The 16,350-nt window shown below is 37.0% G+C and carries 15 protein-coding genes; 4 read left to right on the plus strand and 11 right to left on the minus strand.

The features are described 5' to 3' along the window. Positions 1–156 precede the first annotated feature (156 nt). Positions 157–1,521, plus strand: a complete 1,365-nt coding sequence (mgtE, locus tag KKC46_08085) for a magnesium transporter (protein ID MBU1053775.1) — start codon at positions 157–159, stop codon at positions 1,519–1,521. Positions 1,522–1,538: 17 nt separating this feature from the next. Here mgtE and KKC46_08090 read toward each other — a convergent pair whose 3' ends face one another. Next, positions 1,539–2,393: a 2-oxoacid ferredoxin oxidoreductase gene (locus KKC46_08090; GenBank protein ID MBU1053776.1), complete on the minus strand. Its 855-nt coding sequence runs from the start codon at positions 2,391–2,393 to the stop codon at positions 1,539–1,541. 13 nt (positions 2,394–2,406) lie between these two features. Beyond that, the gene (locus KKC46_08095) at positions 2,407–4,113 is read right to left on the minus strand and encodes a 2-oxoacid:acceptor oxidoreductase subunit alpha (protein ID MBU1053777.1); all 1,707 of its coding nucleotides are present in this window, start codon (positions 4,111–4,113) and stop codon (positions 2,407–2,409) included. Between the two features lie 240 nt (positions 4,114–4,353). On the opposite strand from KKC46_08095, the gene KKC46_08100 reads away from it, so the two are divergent. Next, positions 4,354–4,890, plus strand: coding sequence for an acyl-CoA thioesterase (locus tag KKC46_08100; protein ID MBU1053778.1), 537 nt, complete (start codon positions 4,354–4,356; stop codon positions 4,888–4,890). Between the two features lie 62 nt (positions 4,891–4,952). Here the strand turns inward: KKC46_08100 and KKC46_08105 are convergent, their stop codons facing one another. The 7 genes from KKC46_08105 to KKC46_08135 are packed head-to-tail and all read right to left on the minus strand — an operon-like array spanning position 4,953 to position 10,232. After that, positions 4,953–5,312 (minus strand): hypothetical protein, encoded by a 360-nt coding sequence (locus KKC46_08105; protein MBU1053779.1) that lies wholly within the window; start codon positions 5,310–5,312, stop codon positions 4,953–4,955. A gap of 12 nt (positions 5,313–5,324) precedes the next feature. Then, a complete protein-coding gene (locus tag KKC46_08110) occupies positions 5,325–6,287 on the minus strand; it encodes a ParB N-terminal domain-containing protein (protein ID MBU1053780.1) in 963 nt (320 codons plus the stop codon). Beyond that, positions 6,284–7,174, minus strand: a complete 891-nt coding sequence (locus KKC46_08115; GenBank protein ID MBU1053781.1) for a phosphoribosylaminoimidazolesuccinocarboxamide synthase — start codon at positions 7,172–7,174, stop codon at positions 6,284–6,286. Before KKC46_08115 ends, KKC46_08110 begins: the two co-directional genes overlap by 4 nt. Then, positions 7,175–7,531 (minus strand): PilZ domain-containing protein, encoded by a 357-nt coding sequence (locus tag KKC46_08120; protein MBU1053782.1) that lies wholly within the window; start codon positions 7,529–7,531, stop codon positions 7,175–7,177. A 52-nt stretch (positions 7,532–7,583) separates the two neighbouring features. Then, positions 7,584–8,756: a cyclic nucleotide-binding domain-containing protein gene (locus KKC46_08125; protein ID MBU1053783.1), complete on the minus strand. Its 1,173-nt coding sequence runs from the start codon at positions 8,754–8,756 to the stop codon at positions 7,584–7,586. 4 nt (positions 8,757–8,760) lie between these two features. After that, on the minus strand, positions 8,761–9,384 hold the full coding sequence (locus KKC46_08130) for a GTPase domain-containing protein (protein MBU1053784.1): 624 nt from the start codon (positions 9,382–9,384) through the stop codon (positions 8,761–8,763). 35 nt (positions 9,385–9,419) lie between these two features. Further along, positions 9,420–10,232, minus strand: a complete 813-nt coding sequence (locus tag KKC46_08135) for a hypothetical protein (protein MBU1053785.1) — start codon at positions 10,230–10,232, stop codon at positions 9,420–9,422. A gap of 495 nt (positions 10,233–10,727) precedes the next feature. Between KKC46_08135 and mdh the strand changes: the two genes are divergently transcribed. Both mdh and KKC46_08145 read left to right on the plus strand, forming a co-directional pair. Beyond that, entirely contained in the window at positions 10,728–11,663 is a 936-nt protein-coding gene (gene mdh / locus KKC46_08140) for a malate dehydrogenase (protein ID MBU1053786.1), read from the plus strand. 50 nt (positions 11,664–11,713) lie between these two features. After that, positions 11,714–12,214: a PocR ligand-binding domain-containing protein gene (locus KKC46_08145; protein ID MBU1053787.1), complete on the plus strand. Its 501-nt coding sequence runs from the start codon at positions 11,714–11,716 to the stop codon at positions 12,212–12,214. A 179-nt stretch (positions 12,215–12,393) separates the two neighbouring features. On the opposite strand, the gene KKC46_08150 is transcribed toward KKC46_08145, so the two are convergent. Next, positions 12,394–13,605, minus strand: coding sequence for a (Fe-S)-binding protein (locus KKC46_08150; GenBank protein MBU1053788.1), 1,212 nt, complete (start codon positions 13,603–13,605; stop codon positions 12,394–12,396). Continuing rightward, positions 13,602–16,118, minus strand: a complete 2,517-nt coding sequence (locus KKC46_08155; GenBank protein MBU1053789.1) for a hydrogenase iron-sulfur subunit — start codon at positions 16,116–16,118, stop codon at positions 13,602–13,604. Before KKC46_08155 ends, KKC46_08150 begins: the two co-directional genes overlap by 4 nt. Positions 16,119–16,350 lie beyond the last annotated feature (232 nt).

Raw genomic sequence — 16,350 nt, forward strand, 5'->3', positions numbered from 1 at the left:
AAAATTATTAAGAATCTCAAATATATCAGATTTTAATCGGCACATAGTGCAAAATTGTAGTTGTTATGTTTGTGCTTAATGATATATTTGCAAAATCGTTTATCTTTATCCGTTACGTTTTATTTTATATCATGAAGCTTTGGTCTTTAAGTGATTATGGAAACAATAGACAGAAAAAAAATAATAGAAAACATTCTTCATTTTATCGAAGAAAACAATGTGCAATCGCTTCAAGAACTTGTTGAAAACACGCATCCTGCTGACTTAGCTGAAATTTTACAGGCATTGGATAATGATAAACGTGATTATCTTTTTAGCCTGATGAATGCTGAGACTGCTTCATATGTTGTAACCGAGCTTGATGAGGTAACACGTCTTGATATAGTCAGTGATCTGAAAACAGAAAGATTGTCGGAAATTGTCGATGAAATGGATTCCGACGATGCCGCAGATATTGTAGCTGAACTTCCCGAAAAGGTTCAAGAACAAGTACTTGCCAATATTGAACCGCAAGATAGGGCTGAAGTCGAAAAACTGTTGGTACATGATGAAGACAGCGCCGGTGGTATCATGGCGCTCGAGTATATTGCCGTTTATGAAGATCAGATAGTTGATGATGCCATTAGCGAGATCCGGACCCGTGCTGAAGAGGTTGATGAAATATTTTACATCTATGCTGTGGACAGAGCAAACCGCTTAGTCGGTGTAGTTCCTATGAAGAGTTTGTTTCTTAGGAATCCAAAGCGCGTTATCAAGGACATAATGCACACCGACGTCATTTCCGTAGGTGTTGATATGGATCAGCAGGAAGTTGCAAATGTAGTAAGAAAATATAATTTATCTGCTATTCCTGTTATTGACAAGCATAAGAGGCTTATTGGCCGTATTACAGTTGATGATATTGTAGATGTACTTCATGAAGAAGCAGATGAAGATATCCACCATATGGCCGGTATTACATACCAGGAATTTTCGCAGGAAACATCAACTTTTCGTATTACAAAAAACAGATTGCCATGGCTCATTGTTGCTTTTGTCGGAGAATTAATGGCTGCTATGGTTCTTAGCCGTTTTGAGGTTTCACTTATGGAAATCGCCGCACTTACCTTTTTTATTCCCGTAATTATGGCAATGGGCGGTAATGCCGGAATTCAATCAAGTACTACAGTAGTGCGTAGCATGGCTTTAGGTGAAAGCGGCACCAGCTTGCGATCTAACTTTTTTCGGGAATTTCGTGTTGCATTATTAAATGGTTTATCTATCGGAACCTTACTGGTGCTTGTGATTCAGGTATGGCCTAATATAGAAAAGCCTCTATTTCTTGGAGCTATTATAGGCATTTCCATGCTGTTTGTAATTGTAAATTCTACTTTATTTGGTGCAGTTATACCTTATGCACTGAACAAATTAAAAATCGATCCGGCCATTGCAACCGGTCCTTTTATAACAACATCAAATGATGTTTTCGGACTTCTCATATATCTAAGTATGGCTACTTATTATCTGAAACATTTGCGTTAATGCATTGATGTTTCAATTTACATGCTTTTGCTTTCAATTAATGCTTTTAACTTATCCCACTGTACTTCCCGGTTGATGACAGGCTTATTATTATTTTTGTAAGCATAAAGATTTTCTTCAAAACTTGGTTTTGCCTTACTTTTATAAATAATTCCAAGTGGCCATGGAGATGATTCACATGCTTTGCTGAAAGCGGAATCCCTGTTTGTCGGATCGTAGCTATCGTCTATAACATATGTGTTTTCTTCATACCATTTCCATGTATTAATCTTGTTAAAGGATACACAGGGGGTAAAGGTGTCTACAAGGGCAAAACCTTTATGCTGTATTGCCTGTTTAAAAATATTTTTGCTTAAATCCTGATTGTGAATAGATGTCCTGGCAACAAAAGAAGCATTCAGGGATACAGCAACAGCCAATGGATTGAAAGGTTCCTCAAACACACCGTCAACCTGTAAGGGAGTCACAAACCCGAGTTGGCTGGTAGGCGAAGCCTGGCCTTTTGTGAGGCCGTAAACCATATTGTTGTGTACGATTATAGTAATATCGGGATTTCTGCGTATAGCATGTATAAAATGATTACCGCCCTCACCGTACATATCACCATCGCCACTTGTAATAATGACGTGCAGGTCGGGATTTGCCGCTTTAATCATCGTTGCCGGTGGTAAAGCCCTTCCATGAAGACCGTTAAAGAAGTTTGTACGAAGATAATGTGGGGTTTTTGCTGCTTGCCCAATGCCTGATACCAGAACCAGGTTTTGAGGATTTATATCCAATTCGTTAAGAGTGCTTTTTAAGGCATTAAGTATCCCAAAATTACCGCAGCCGGGGCACCATGCGATATCTGTTTTTTCTATATCAAAGTTCATTTCTTATCCTTTCTCAAGAAATTATTTCGGATATTTTCTCTGTGAGTTCTTCAACAGTAAACGGCAACCCGTTATATTTTAAAATCTTATGATTTATCTTAACTCCTGTTTCACGTAAAATCAGTTTTCCAAGTTGTGATGTGGCATTGTTTTCAACAATAATCGTATTTTTGGCGGTTAAAAGAACTTGATGCAGATTTTCAGGCAATGGATAAACTTGTTGGAGTGCGATATGGGCAATATCTTTTTTGCCAAGGCACACCACGGCTTCTCTTACTATACGGTTTGTAGAACCCCAGCTGATAATAATTTTCCGGGAATTTGAAGGTCCATATATTTGAGCAGGAATGACAGATTCCTTGATAAGCGAGAGTTTTGCAAGACGCTTATCTACCATTTTTACCCTTAACTCCGGATCTTCGGTTATGTGCCCGGCCTCGTCATGTTCATCGCTATCTACCCCTATAAGTCCTTTGCCTTTACCCGGTATGCCGCGTGGTGAAATGCCGTCATCTGTAATCTTATATCGAAGATAATTTTCATCTGTTTCAATAATATGGTTTTCTATTTTAAGCTGATTTAAATCAAAGGGTGGTATGTTGTAATAAGTATCTACAAGATATTGATCAGTTAGAATAATAACAGGAACCTGAAATTTGTCGGCAAGGTTAAAAGCTTTTTGGGTAATATAAAAAGCATTTTTTAAAGATCCCGGAGCAAGAATAATTCTTGGAAATTCTCCATGTCCGGCATAAAGCGCAAGCTCAAGATCTCCTTGTTCGGTACGTGTAGGCAGTCCTGTAGCTGGACCTGGCCGCTGGGCAAGGTGAATAACAACCGGCATTTCAAGCATACCTGCTAAACTCAAGCCTTCAGCCATTAATGCAAAACCGCCTCCGGATGTTGTAACCATAGTCCTTGCACCGGCATACCATGCTCCGATTGCCATATTAATGGCTGCAATTTCATCTTCGGCTTGTTCAACTATTAATTCAAAATCATGGGCAACTTTAGCCATGAAAGTGATTACCCCTGTTCCTGGAGTCATTGGATAAGAAGTAATGCAGCGGCATCCGCCCGCGATTGCTCCCATGGCGATTGCCTCGGAACCGTTTATCATTATATCGGTTTGAATATCTGATATTGATAATTCAGGAAGCAAAACCGTATTGTTTTCCCGCAGTTTTCTGCCATGCTCAAAACCAAGATTGGCAGCCCGGATATTAAGTTCAACGACTTTATCGCCTTTTTTTTCAAAATACTTTCTTAAGTGGTTTTCCAAAATCTGATAGTCTGTTTTCAGCAAAGAAAGTATAATACCAAGTACGATGCTGTTTGAATAAATTTTGCTGCCAAGCTCTTTTGAGAGTTTGCTTAAAGGTATATCAATGATTTTCAAATTACTTTCCAGCACCTCATTGTCTCCGACAATAATTGTATTTTCCGTGATACGTTTTTGGACTCTATGAAGCACTTGTTTATCTAAAGGTATAATAAGATCGATCCTGTCAATAGGAGCCTGTAGAGGATGTGAGCCTACACGAATACTGGTAGTATTTGTTCCGCCGCGGACTCTTGACATGTATTCTTTTGTGGCAAAAACATAAAGATTATTTTGTTTGAGAATTTTTGTTAAAAGCTGCTCAATTGTCTGAATACCCTGGCCGGCTTCTCCACCGAGGACTATGGAGATGTCATTTGATGGTAGCGTTTGGGACATTAGTATACGCCCTCCTATCGTTTTGAATTATAAAACATTAAATATTCAATAGGTTATACTGGTAGTTTTTACGATTGAACTATATAAATTTACGCGTTTCCCAATGCTTTCAATAAAAAATCAACTTTAGCTTAAGTTGAGCATACTTAATTATTAACGTTAACATTTATTTTAAATATCGCAAGAAAAAGATTTTGGAAAATAATTATATTTATTGCTAAATTTAACATGTTAAGGTAAATGAGTATCCTAAATATTTACGCCACAATTACTTTATGCTTATATAAAGGAGCTATTTTGGAAGGAAAAAAGATAAAAGACAGCCAGGTTACAACTATTCAGCAAATGACACATCTTGATGCTAACTTTGCCGGAAATGTGCATGGCGGGGTAGTAATGAAGCATATTGATTCCACCGCAGGAATTGTTGCTACCAGGCATGCGCAATGCAATGTTGTTACAGCTTCAATTGACCGTCTGGATTTTATCAGCCCGGTATATATAGGAGATTTATTAATCTTGAAAGCCAGTGTTAATATGGTAGGCAAAACTTCTATGGAAATAGGTGTAAAGGTGGAAGCCCAAAATTATATTACCGGTGAAACCAGGACAACGGCACTGGCTTATCTCACGTATGTTGCTTTAGATCAGAAAGGAAATCCTGCCTACGTTCCTCCGCTTATTCTTGAAAACGAAGAAGAAACCCGGAGAAACAGGGAGGCTGCGTCCAGAAGAGAAATGCGGCTTGCAGAAAGAAAAAGAGAAAAAAACAAATAAAGTATGATTCACATGTGCTTTTCAACCAAACGGCAATTAATTTATGAAAAGTACTATATAAATCAATTGCCAAGAAGTTCTTTTTGTAACCATTCTTTTACATCGCCTTCAATTGAATAAACACCCTTATTATTTCCTATAGAGTCTAAGAAGAGTTCTTTAACTTTATTCGGCAATTTTATTTTGGCAAGTTCTGTTGCTTCATCCGAATTTCTGCGTATGAGATATACCACCGGCTCTTTTCCCCAGGTATTTACTACAAAATAGAATGAAACATCCTCTTTTCCCCGGATTACATAATTACCCCGTGTCCAGTTATTGCCCCATTCCAGATAAAGCCTGACGGCTTCTTCAGGAGTCATTTCCCAGTCGATGTTGTCTAACAGATCCTGATCATTTCTAATCTCTTCGATACTTAACATGTATATACCCTTTTAAATTTCTTTTGAAAGTATTTTACGTAATACCGGATTTTCTATCAGTTTGTTAAGATATTTAGTTTGTTCATTCAGGTCTGTGATTTTTTTAAACTCCATGTTTATATGAAAAGAACTGCCTTCGAAATTAGGAGGTGGTATCAGCTTGATTCCTTCAATAAGATTAAGTTTTTTTAAATTATTTTCAAATTCAGTTTCAAACTGTATAAGAGTTGGGAAACGTCTTTTTTTAAGGTGATTTCTAATTAAACGTGTTTTTTGATTTCTATCAATATTTTTATCGTTTAAAATATTACTTAAATTATCTTCTTTTAACAAATCTGCAATAGTGATATTTTCATTTACGGCGATTTCATAACAAAGCGTAAGAAACTCTCTTTGCTTATTAAGGCTAAGCTTTAATTTATCGAAAATAATGGCAATATCGGTTCCTGTTTGATTATATTCCGGTTTTGTGAGTTCAAGAGCCATTGCCAGAGAAAGTGTATCAGAAAGAATATATTTTTGTATTATAACCGGCAAATCGCAAAGCTTTATAATTTTTTTAATCAAAACAGGATTGTCGGGAAGGCCAAGTGAAAAAGCGGCTTCAGGCAAAGCTTTTTCTTCAAAATAGCTTGAAACCATTTTATAGCATTTCGATATTTCAATTAAATTTAATTGCCTTTGAAATGAATTATCACTTATAGCGATCTTGACATATTCAAGAGAACTATCGTTTTTGCAAAGCACTCTCGCAACTAAATCTGACTTTCCGAGACTTTGTATTGCCTTAATTCGCCTGAAACCGCTTATAATGGAATATCCGGAATTATTTATAAGCAGTATTGGCGGGTTGATAAGCCCGTTGTTATTAATTGAACGGGCAAGGGTATCTATGTTTTCTTCTGTTGTTATTCTAAAAGTGTCATCTTCTAATAAAATCGAAGATAAAAAGACAAGTTCTTCTTTCCATATCATAATTCAGTGCCGCTAAGACGCTTTAATGCTTCCATGTATTTGCTGCGGGTGTCATCAATAACATTTTTTGGAAGAGAAGGCGCAGGTGGATTCTTATCCCACTTGATCGAAGATAGATAATCTCTCAAATATTGTTTATCAAAACTTGATTGAGGCCCTCCCGGTTTATAAGAATTTTCCGGCCAGAATCTTGATGAATCCGGAGTAAGGATTTCATCTATTATAATAATTTCATTTTCAAGAAGTCCGAATTCAAATTTTGTATCAGCAATTATAATACCTTTTTGGAGTGCGAATTGCGCCCCTTTATTATATATTTCAATACTTAATTTTTTTATAGTTTCAGCCAGATCTTTTCCTATTCTTTTGACAGTTTCATCAAAATCTATATTTATATCATGAAAGCCTACTTCTTCTTTTGTTGAAGGAGTAAAAATTGGTTCAGGCAGCTTATCGGATTCTTTCAAACCTTTTGGAAGTTTTATACCGCAAATTTCTCCACTTTCTTTATAAGAATTCCATCCTGATCCTGATAAATATCCTCTTACAACACATTCAATAGGAAGTGGATTTGTTTTTATTACAAGCATGCTTCTTTGATTTAAGATGTCAGCATATTGCCTGCATTTTGAAGGATAATCATTAACATTTCCTGAAATAACATGATTTTTAATTACGGATTTCATCATATCAAACCAGAACAAGGATATTTTCGAAAGAATTTTTCCTTTATCCGGTATAGGGTCGGGCATTACTACATCAAAAGCAGAAATTCTGTCTGTTGCAACCATTAAAAGTTTATCATCAAGATCATAAATATCTCTTACTTTTCCTCTTTTAATAAGTTTAATATCTTTAAAATCAGTTTCACAAATTGCTTGCGTCATTTAAATTTCCTTTTCATTCTTTTCTGTTGTAAAATTATCAATATATACTTTTAAAATCTCAAGGTTAGGTTTAGTGATCGGATTAAATTTAATACCTATTTTATATTTGTCTTTGCTGTCTTGTATTGTATGAATTACTATGCCTTTAATTTCCACCAAAGATTCTTTCAGAGCAATAGACACCAAAACAGTGCTTTCGTTATTAATCAAAAAATGTGTTTCGAGAAGAATTCCTGATTCCGAAACATTAATAGTTCTGCCTGTCCCTTGTTTCACTAGTAAATCATTTTCATAAACTTCTATATGCAATAAGTTAAGCGAATTAAATCTTGAGTGTTTTCTCTTGTTTTCTGTCATGGTATTTGCCTTTGGGATATAATGCACTACGATTTATGAATATAACATACATTTATGATGATGATGATTTTCTATGCAGTTCACTTGCAACCATTGTTGTAGCAGAGATACATGATCCGATATTTTCCAGGATATTTTTAAAGGTTAACGAAAGATTATCGTATTCTTTTTGAATATTTCCTGTTTCAATGGCGGTAGCTTTGATGTTTGTTGAGCCTAAAACCGATGCTGAATGCGGTTCCTGACCAATATTAATGAAGGGAATTTGCCCTATATAATCTCCGGCACTAAGATTTACTATTGGGAGATAGCCGTTTTTTGTGTTACGGACTATCAAAACCTCCCCTTCTGTTATTTTATAACATTTATTATTGGGTGAGCCCTGTTCGATTAGTATTTTCTTATTTTGCAAAATATCTTTTACATTTATTTTATTTAAATAGGTATCAATCATCATTGTTGTTTGTGTTTGCAATCTATTGTCAAGACTTTTTATTATCTCTTTCATTTCGGAAGATAATTTGGTAAACTCACCGTAAAGCCTTTGCGAATCCAGCAGGCCGAGTTGCACTGTTCCAACAGCTTTTGCTGAAGCATTTCTTACCCTATCCCCAGGCATAACCGCTGAAATGCTACCGATAAATGATCCATCGCTAAGTCTTAAAATCTTTACGGTACCTTTATCAGTTTCTTTAATGATTTCAACTGTTCCTTCCAATACTGTCCACATCCAGTTGCCGTATTTGCCTTCTTCAACTATTTTGTTGCCATCAAAATGTTCTTCTTCGTCAACAACATAGGCATAATCAACGAGTGGGCCTCTGATAACGGGAATGGCAGATTGTTTATCAGAGCTTCCTGAAGGTTTTTTTTCGAAAGAAACAGGACCAAGTTTTTCTATCTGGCCGTCATCAAGCAGTCTTAAAGCATCTAAGGTAATTTCCATTCTGCTTTTTTGTACGACATTTTTTAAATTTACTTCTTCCTGGTAAAATTCATAGTCACCGTCAATCCATCCAAAAAGAGCATATGCGGCATCAACGCCCCTTTTTGTTCCTGCAGAAGCATCAACAATATTTCCTTTTACAAAATACATTAATCCCGGATCGGAAGAATATTTACTCTTAATCTTTAAAACACCTGTGCTTGAGTTTGTGCCAAAAATCTGGAATAATTCTCCAAGATTAAGAAAATTTAAATTTCCGGAAAGTGATATATTACTCATTTATCTATTGAGCCCAGTTAAATTCCTTTTGCAAATGAACCAGAGTCAGTTTTAAACACTCTTTTAATGTTGCTCCTACACCCTGACCCGACAAAGCACTTGCCGGGAAGTGCGGAACTTTGAGTTGTTTGTTAAGATCATTTTGCAGTTTTTCTATAGACATTATCGGTATAGTGTTACCGGGAATATTGGCTATATCTCTTTTATTGTATTGAAGTATGAGAGGAATTTTAAAAATATTGAGCCCGCATTCTTTCAGGTTCTGATCAAGATCTTTAAGCGAAAGCATATTTTTTTCGCGTCTGATAGCAAAAGAATCGGCTACAAATACAATTCCGTCCGCACCCTTTAAAACCAGTTTTCTGGTAGAACTGTATTGAACCTGTCCTGGAACGGTATACAGTTGTACTTTAACGTCGCACCCTTTGATTTTACCAAGCCCCATGGGAAGGAAATCAAAAAAGAGGGTTCTGTCCCCCTCGGTATTGATCGTGACCATTTGGTCGGAAACCTGTTTTTTATAAGTTTTGAAAATATATTCGAGATTGGTGGTCTTACCGGATCTTCCCGGGCCGTAAAATACAATTTTACATTCAATCTCGCGACTTTTTAGGTTAAAAACCGCCATCTAACATAACTCCGAACATAGTGATAAGTAAAATGCTAGTCAGTAAACATTTTTAGATCAAGGCTGTAATTTCCCTTTTTAGGGCCAGAGTCGATCTTTGAAAAAGCAAGTATAACACCCGAGCCGTTCAAGATGGCAATTGGTGAATAAAATTGAATATTATTTAATTTTAAACCTGTTTTAAATTTATCTATAAATAGTTTTTCCCTGCCAGAAACAATAAGGCTAACCACATTCTCTGATTGAAACGCAACATCAAGAAGAATTTCCGGGCCTTTATCCAATGTAATTCCAACAGAATTTATATCTAAAAATTCTTCTTCATCATCGTTTAACTCTGGGATATCCAACAAAGGTTTTGTTGAATGTTTTTGCTCATCAGCTTTTTCAGTGATTATATTTTGTACATCTACATTTTCCTTCACTTCTTCCGCAAGAATTTTATTTTCAATTCCTTTTTCTTTTAAAAGGTTTTCTAAAAAAAACTTTATTTTTTCTTCTTGCCCTGAGGAAAAGATACCGAGCTTCAACCATTCTCTATATTGAGAAAGAGCATTATCTGCTCCGGAAGATGCGAAATAGCATCTTAAAATATTTTTGGCGGCCACAAGCCGTAAAGAGTCTGTTTTTAATAATTCATTAAATTCTTTTATAGCTCTCTCAAATTGGCCGAATTTAGTAAGTATTATTGCTCCTTCAAGGGTTGCTGATTCTTTATCGTTTGAAAAAGCAAATTTTTCTTTGATCAAATTTTGTGTATCATCAGAAAGTTCAGGTATTTTTAAATCATTATATTTAGATATAATCTGCTTTAACGACTCCATTGTATTATTAATACCTTCAAGCAATTGCCGGCTGTTTTCAGGCTTTATGTTTTTTTTAATAAGTTCTTTAGCATTTTTATAGGTTGCCATGGCTTCGTTCAATAAACCCTGACTTTTGTATATTTCCGCTTCCTGCAAAACAGATTTAATTTGTTCCTTGATACCCATAAATGATCAACTCGCTAAATTATTAATAAGTAAAAATTTAAATTAGCATGCTCTTTAGTAATTTTAATTTAATACCTTATTTTAATACAAAATGTCAACACTTCAGAAAATATTAGAAAGAATATGATTATTATAACAAATTTACTTCTTATAAATTGGCTTTATTGTTTCAGTAATATTTTTTCAACATAAAACATATTGACAATAATTAAAATTGTTATTACCTGAAATTCATCGTATCAGATATTTCAAACTTCACCCGAGGACCGAGCTTATCTTTCCTCGGCCTTTTTAAAAAACTTATTGCGAACCATCATAAAATATAACTATTAATTGGTTTAAGGAGTCATTATGGATAAAAAAGTAACTGTAATCGGAGCCGGAAATGTTGGAGCCACTGCTGCTCAACGTCTTGCAGAAAAAGAATTATGTGATGTTGTATTGATTGATATTGTTGAGGGTGTACCTCAGGGTAAATCACTTGATCTAATGGAGGCAGCTCCTATAGAAAAGCACGATTCACATATAACAGGAGCTAACAGTTATGAGGCTTCAGCCGGATCGGATATTGTTATCATTACTGCAGGAATACCAAGAAAACCGGGTATGAGTCGGGATGATCTTATCAGTACAAACGCAGGTATAGTTAAAAATGTAGTTAAAGAGGTCGTAAAATATTCGCCTGATACGATAATTATTATTGTAAGCAATCCTCTTGATGCAATGTGCCATGTTGCTTATGAAGCAAGCGGCTTTCCTAAAAACAGAATAATAGGTATGGCCGGTGTGCTTGATTCGGCACGTTTCAGAGCTTTTATAGCAATGGAACTTAATGTTTCGGTTGAAAATACTCATGCTTTTGTTCTTGGAGGACATGGGGATACTATGGTTCCTCTTCCAAGATATTCAACTGTAGCCGGTATTCCAATAACTGAATTGATTTCTAAAGAACGTATAGATGAATTGGTTAAGAGAACTGCAAACGGAGGAGCTGAAATTGTTTCTCTTTTAAAAACCGGAAGCGCCTACTATGCTCCTGCCTCTGCCGCTGTAGAGATGGCGGAATCTATTTTGAAAGACAAGAAAAAAATACTTCCTTGTGCAGCATACCTTGAAGGTGAGTATGGGATAAATGGCTTATTTATAGGTGTTCCTGTAAAATTAGGTTCAAAAGGTATAGAAGAAATCATACAAATTAAAATGACTGATGAAGAAAAAGCAGCACTTAAAAAATCAGCGGATGCCGTTACAGAGCTGAAAGAAGTATTGAAAAAGATTGCTGGTTAAATACTGTTTAATTTGATGGTATAGCAGAAAAAACATGGTGATAAATAAAAATGGAACTTACCGATATAGCGCCTATTGAAAAATGGATTGAACTGGAAAAACAAATAAACATAAAATCAGGTCTTTGTGCTAATGTGTTTGATATTAAAGGAATACGAATAAGTGATTTTCAAAAATGGCCGAACAAACTTTGCCCTGAAATTAAGGCAACTGATAAGGGGCAAAGTTTCATATGCGCTGTGGCTCATATGAACCTTGCAGCTTTGGCAAAGCAAACAAAAAAAGAAGTTATCGAAGAATGTGACGCAGGACTTGTCAAGATTATTTATCCTATATTTGTAAAAGATGAATTTGTTGGTGCAGTCGGAGCCTGTGGTTTGTTGCTTGATGATGGGGAAGCTGACACATTTCTGATTAACAAAATAACGGAAATTGAAGAAGAAAAACTTGACAGACTTTCATGCGATATTTCAAGTATAAGCACGAAAGAGGCTGAAGAATTAGCACAATTTATAAAAGAAGAAATTGATAAAATGATAGGTGATATATAAATTAACGGGCTTAAATAAAGCCAGTTGAGCCACTTTCAAAACGTTTCAGTTTGGTCAAGCTCAAGGCGGGAGAAAATTTCAACCACAGGAATACATTTAGTATTTCGAGGATTGAAATTTAAGCCCAACGCTTAAGATCGGCCAAAATGGGGCGTTTTGAAACTGGCTCCGTTAATTTCTTATTTCTTTACCATTGCCTCTGCCGCAAGAGCAGCCACTGTATCAACCTTAACATCCAGCTTATAATATTTTACTATTTCAGTTAACTGTCTGTGACAAGATAAACATGCTGTTGCCAAATGCTTTACGTCGGTTGTTTTGATCTGATCTGCCTTGGCTTTGCCTGAAATCATCCTTCGTTTAGTGCTGGTGCTGTCCTGAAGCAAGGCTCCACCGCCTCCGCAGCAAACAGCATCGATACGATTAGGTGTAAGCTCGACTACTCCTTCGCACATATGCGCAAGCAATTTCCTGGGTGCTTCAAAAATACCTGATTTTCGCCCAAGATTGCATGGATCATGATAGGCAATTGGATAAGGATAAGCTTTTGGGTTTAGATTGATCACACCTTTTTCCACCATATCAAGCGTAACTTCAACAATGCTTAAGACTTTAAAATTCGGTTTTTTGCCGATCACTTCTTCTGCCCGTTTCCGCAATGTAAGAAAACCGTGTCCGCATTCAGAAAGCACCAGATTTTCAATTTCGAGTTCTTCGGCTGCTTCTATTATCTGAAGCAGCATCTTCTTTTCGATATTTTCATCACCTGCAAAATATCCCCAGTTGGTAACATCCGTATGACGACTTGACATGGTCCATGTTTCGCCGAAGGCATTAAAAAGTCTTGCCATTGCCTGAAGATGTAAGATATTGGTCCCCAATTCGCGGGGATTAGGAAGATATAAATATTTCACACCTTTTTGTTCAGTAGGGATTGCTGTTTTTGAACCATCCATTTCATCAGCGAGTTCTTCATTCACCCATTCAATAGTTTCAACAAAATCCTCCCGGGTAAACCCATTTACATCTCCTGTCTCAAGGCGGGTCTGGATTCCATGTTTAATGTCGGGAGGCATTTTCTCTATTGCAAGAGGCAGTGATCTTGCTTTGCGTGCAACTTCTTCCATTACTATTCCCATGGGGCATTCCACTGTGCAGTGATTACAAAGCATGCAGTCCCAGATCATATGGCTTTGTGCGAGCAAGTCATCCAGGCCAAGCTGAGCCATGCGCACCATTTGCCGCGGGTCAGGCCCTCCTTCTCCTTCATACCAGCTACAGCGTGAAACACAAATGCCGCATGTCATGCACTCGTTTATATTATCGCCTTTATCTTTTTTATTAAGTATGCTCAGAAACGGTGAGTCAATACATATCTTTGCGTTGTTCATGATACCTCCTTATCCAAAACCGATGTAGAAATAATCCTGGCAATTTTTACCGGCTCATTGGCTGCTACACTAAAATGTCTGATTGTTGTTTCAGGCAGCCCTGTATATTTTACTATCAGATTGGCTTTTTCAGCAGCAAATTTGTTCCCTTTTAAGGAACGGCAGTTTCCTTCATGACATGCAGCAATAATTACCCTTTTTGCGCCGTTTAGTAACTGTTGAAGCATCATTGCTTCACCAATCCTGCCGGCACAGGGAACATGTATGATTTTGCTGTTTTCATCAGAAAATATCCCCATATTCTTTGCAGATTTAAGCGCAAGCTCCCCTGAGCGTTCACAGGCAAATATTACAGTTTCGGGAGCTGTTTTTTCTAATGAAACAAAATCGGATTCTCCAACAACAGCAATTGCTTCTGCCGGACAATGCGAAACGCATATTCCGCAGCCGAAGCAGGCATCCGGGACAATCACAGGTCTGTAATTGTTTTTAATTATTACTGCCGAATGGGGACATACCCGGTAACAGGTCAGGCATCTGGCACATTTGTTTTCATTAATCGCTGGTAAAAGTTTTGTTTTTACATCACGATTTACAAGCGCTTCAAGTGATGCCTTTACTGCTTTGATCTCGCGTTTTGTATCCGTTTTATCGGTTTCATCATGACACGAACCAATGAAAAATATACCGCGTCTCGGACTTCCTACATTGCGATGCCGCACATTGGCAGACTGGAGAAATCCTTCCACATCACATTGCTGACGTAAAATACCGGCAATTTCTGAGGCTCCAACCGGAAGGCCGATTATTTCCGGTATTACCAGCATGTCACATTCCAGAGTTAGTCGGATACCGGGAAGTGTGGCTTCATTCATTTCAAGCACAACATTGCTGTTGTCAGTAGCTATAGAAACCTGTGCCGGATCATTTACTCTTAAAAACCTTACTCCTTTGTTGCGTGCATTATTGTAAAGCTTGTTTCCTTCCAGTCCATGAACCAGCATTTTTTCCATTATAATAACAGCTGTACTTTCCTTTTCAGCAAGTGTTATTGCCAAATTGAGACAAGTCCGTGCCTGATCTTTCCATTCCTGTCCGTGCCGGTCAAGCCAGAATGCAACGGTTTTTGGCATTTTGGCAGGTGTATTTTCAATAATATTTATAAACTGAGACAAAGATTGAATTTTGTCGGAATTAACAATGTCAGTATCTGCAACCATTTGTGTATCACTTGCCACAATAATAGCTGCTGCTTTTACGCAATGTTTATGTTCATCGATAATAAATGACAATTCATATTGTCCAACGGTTCCTTTTACTGAACGTAAGCTCACGCCTGTAAAAGATTTAACGCCGGGTATCTCAGGTGATTGCTGATTACCTGTATTAAGTTGCAATACCTGCCATCCGTCTTTTGCCAGAGACTGACATATAGTCCCGGAATCTTTTGATTCGCCAAGTACTACGATACTGGCCTTTTTCTCTGTTTCCGGTGATATGTTTAAATCCTGTATGATTTTATTGGCTGCAATGATACCCTGATCTTTTGCGGAAAGTATGTCTGTGGGACCTTGTACCACACCTGCGGCATAAATACCGGGTGGCAAAGCGTCACTGTCCACAAATCCCCATTGATCCGGTTTTACATCCAGCTGCTGTGCAATATCATCTATTTCCATACATGGCCCAATACCAACTGCAAGTACAATCAGATCAAAATGACGGGCGGTTCTTGCGCCTGTTTCCGGGTGTTCATGAATAACAGTCAATTTTTCTTTTTCATGATCGGATAAAATTTTCCCGGGAACTCCCTGAATCAGATTTATATGTGATTTAATATAAGCTGCCTGGGTTCGAAACTCTTTACCTATAACCTGAAGGTCAATGTTAAATACTGTTATTTGGGCTTCGGGTATGTCATTAAGGATTTTATTTGCCTGACGCATAGCTGTTTTACAGCATACCTGAGAGCAATAATCTCTGCCTTGCTCACGGTTTCTGGAACCAACGCACTGAATAAAAGCAATTGCAGGGGATGGGTTATCCGGTAGAATTTCTTTTAACCGTTCCTGTTTTAATAAATTATTAAGATCGGCAGTAGTAATTACCTGATCATAAACCCCGTATCCCAAATCAGGTAGTTTTGATGCATCAAAAGGGGTCATGCCGGTAGCCAGCAAAACAGCATTGGTTGAGATAGTATCGGATGATTCATTATTTAGCGCTGTTTCAAATCCTTCAATGTTTTTTTTGATTCCGGCTATACTGCTTTTCAGATGTATTGTTGTGTTTTTCAGGTTATCTATCTTATCAGTCAGTTCTGCACTAAGGCAGGCGCCGCAGTTCTGACATTCATTAGTTGCCATGCATGCCCAGTCAAATGCCTTGCCACCCAGATATGCGCGTTTTTCCACAAGATGAACTGAGATACCAAAATCATCAAGTGTTTTAGCGGCAGCCATTCCTGCAACACCTCCTCCTACTACTAAAACACTCGGAGTTGATTTGTTCATAATTTCCTCCTGATTATTATATTTATAGAGGTATATCTTTGAAATATTAAATTAGATATTTTGCAATTATCATATGCAACCATAAACTAATTATTATAATGAATGTCAATCGGAATATTTTTACGATAGTATTTTTACGATAGGGTACATTCAACAATCTGAAAAAAGAATCCTAAGTTATGGCAGCCTGCTTTCACCTGACTTATTGATTGTAGACAAAGAAAAACCATGA

The sequence above is a fragment of the Pseudomonadota bacterium genome (assembly GCA_018817425.1).
Lineage (GTDB): Bacteria > Desulfobacterota > Desulfobacteria > Desulfobacterales > RPRI01 > RPRI01.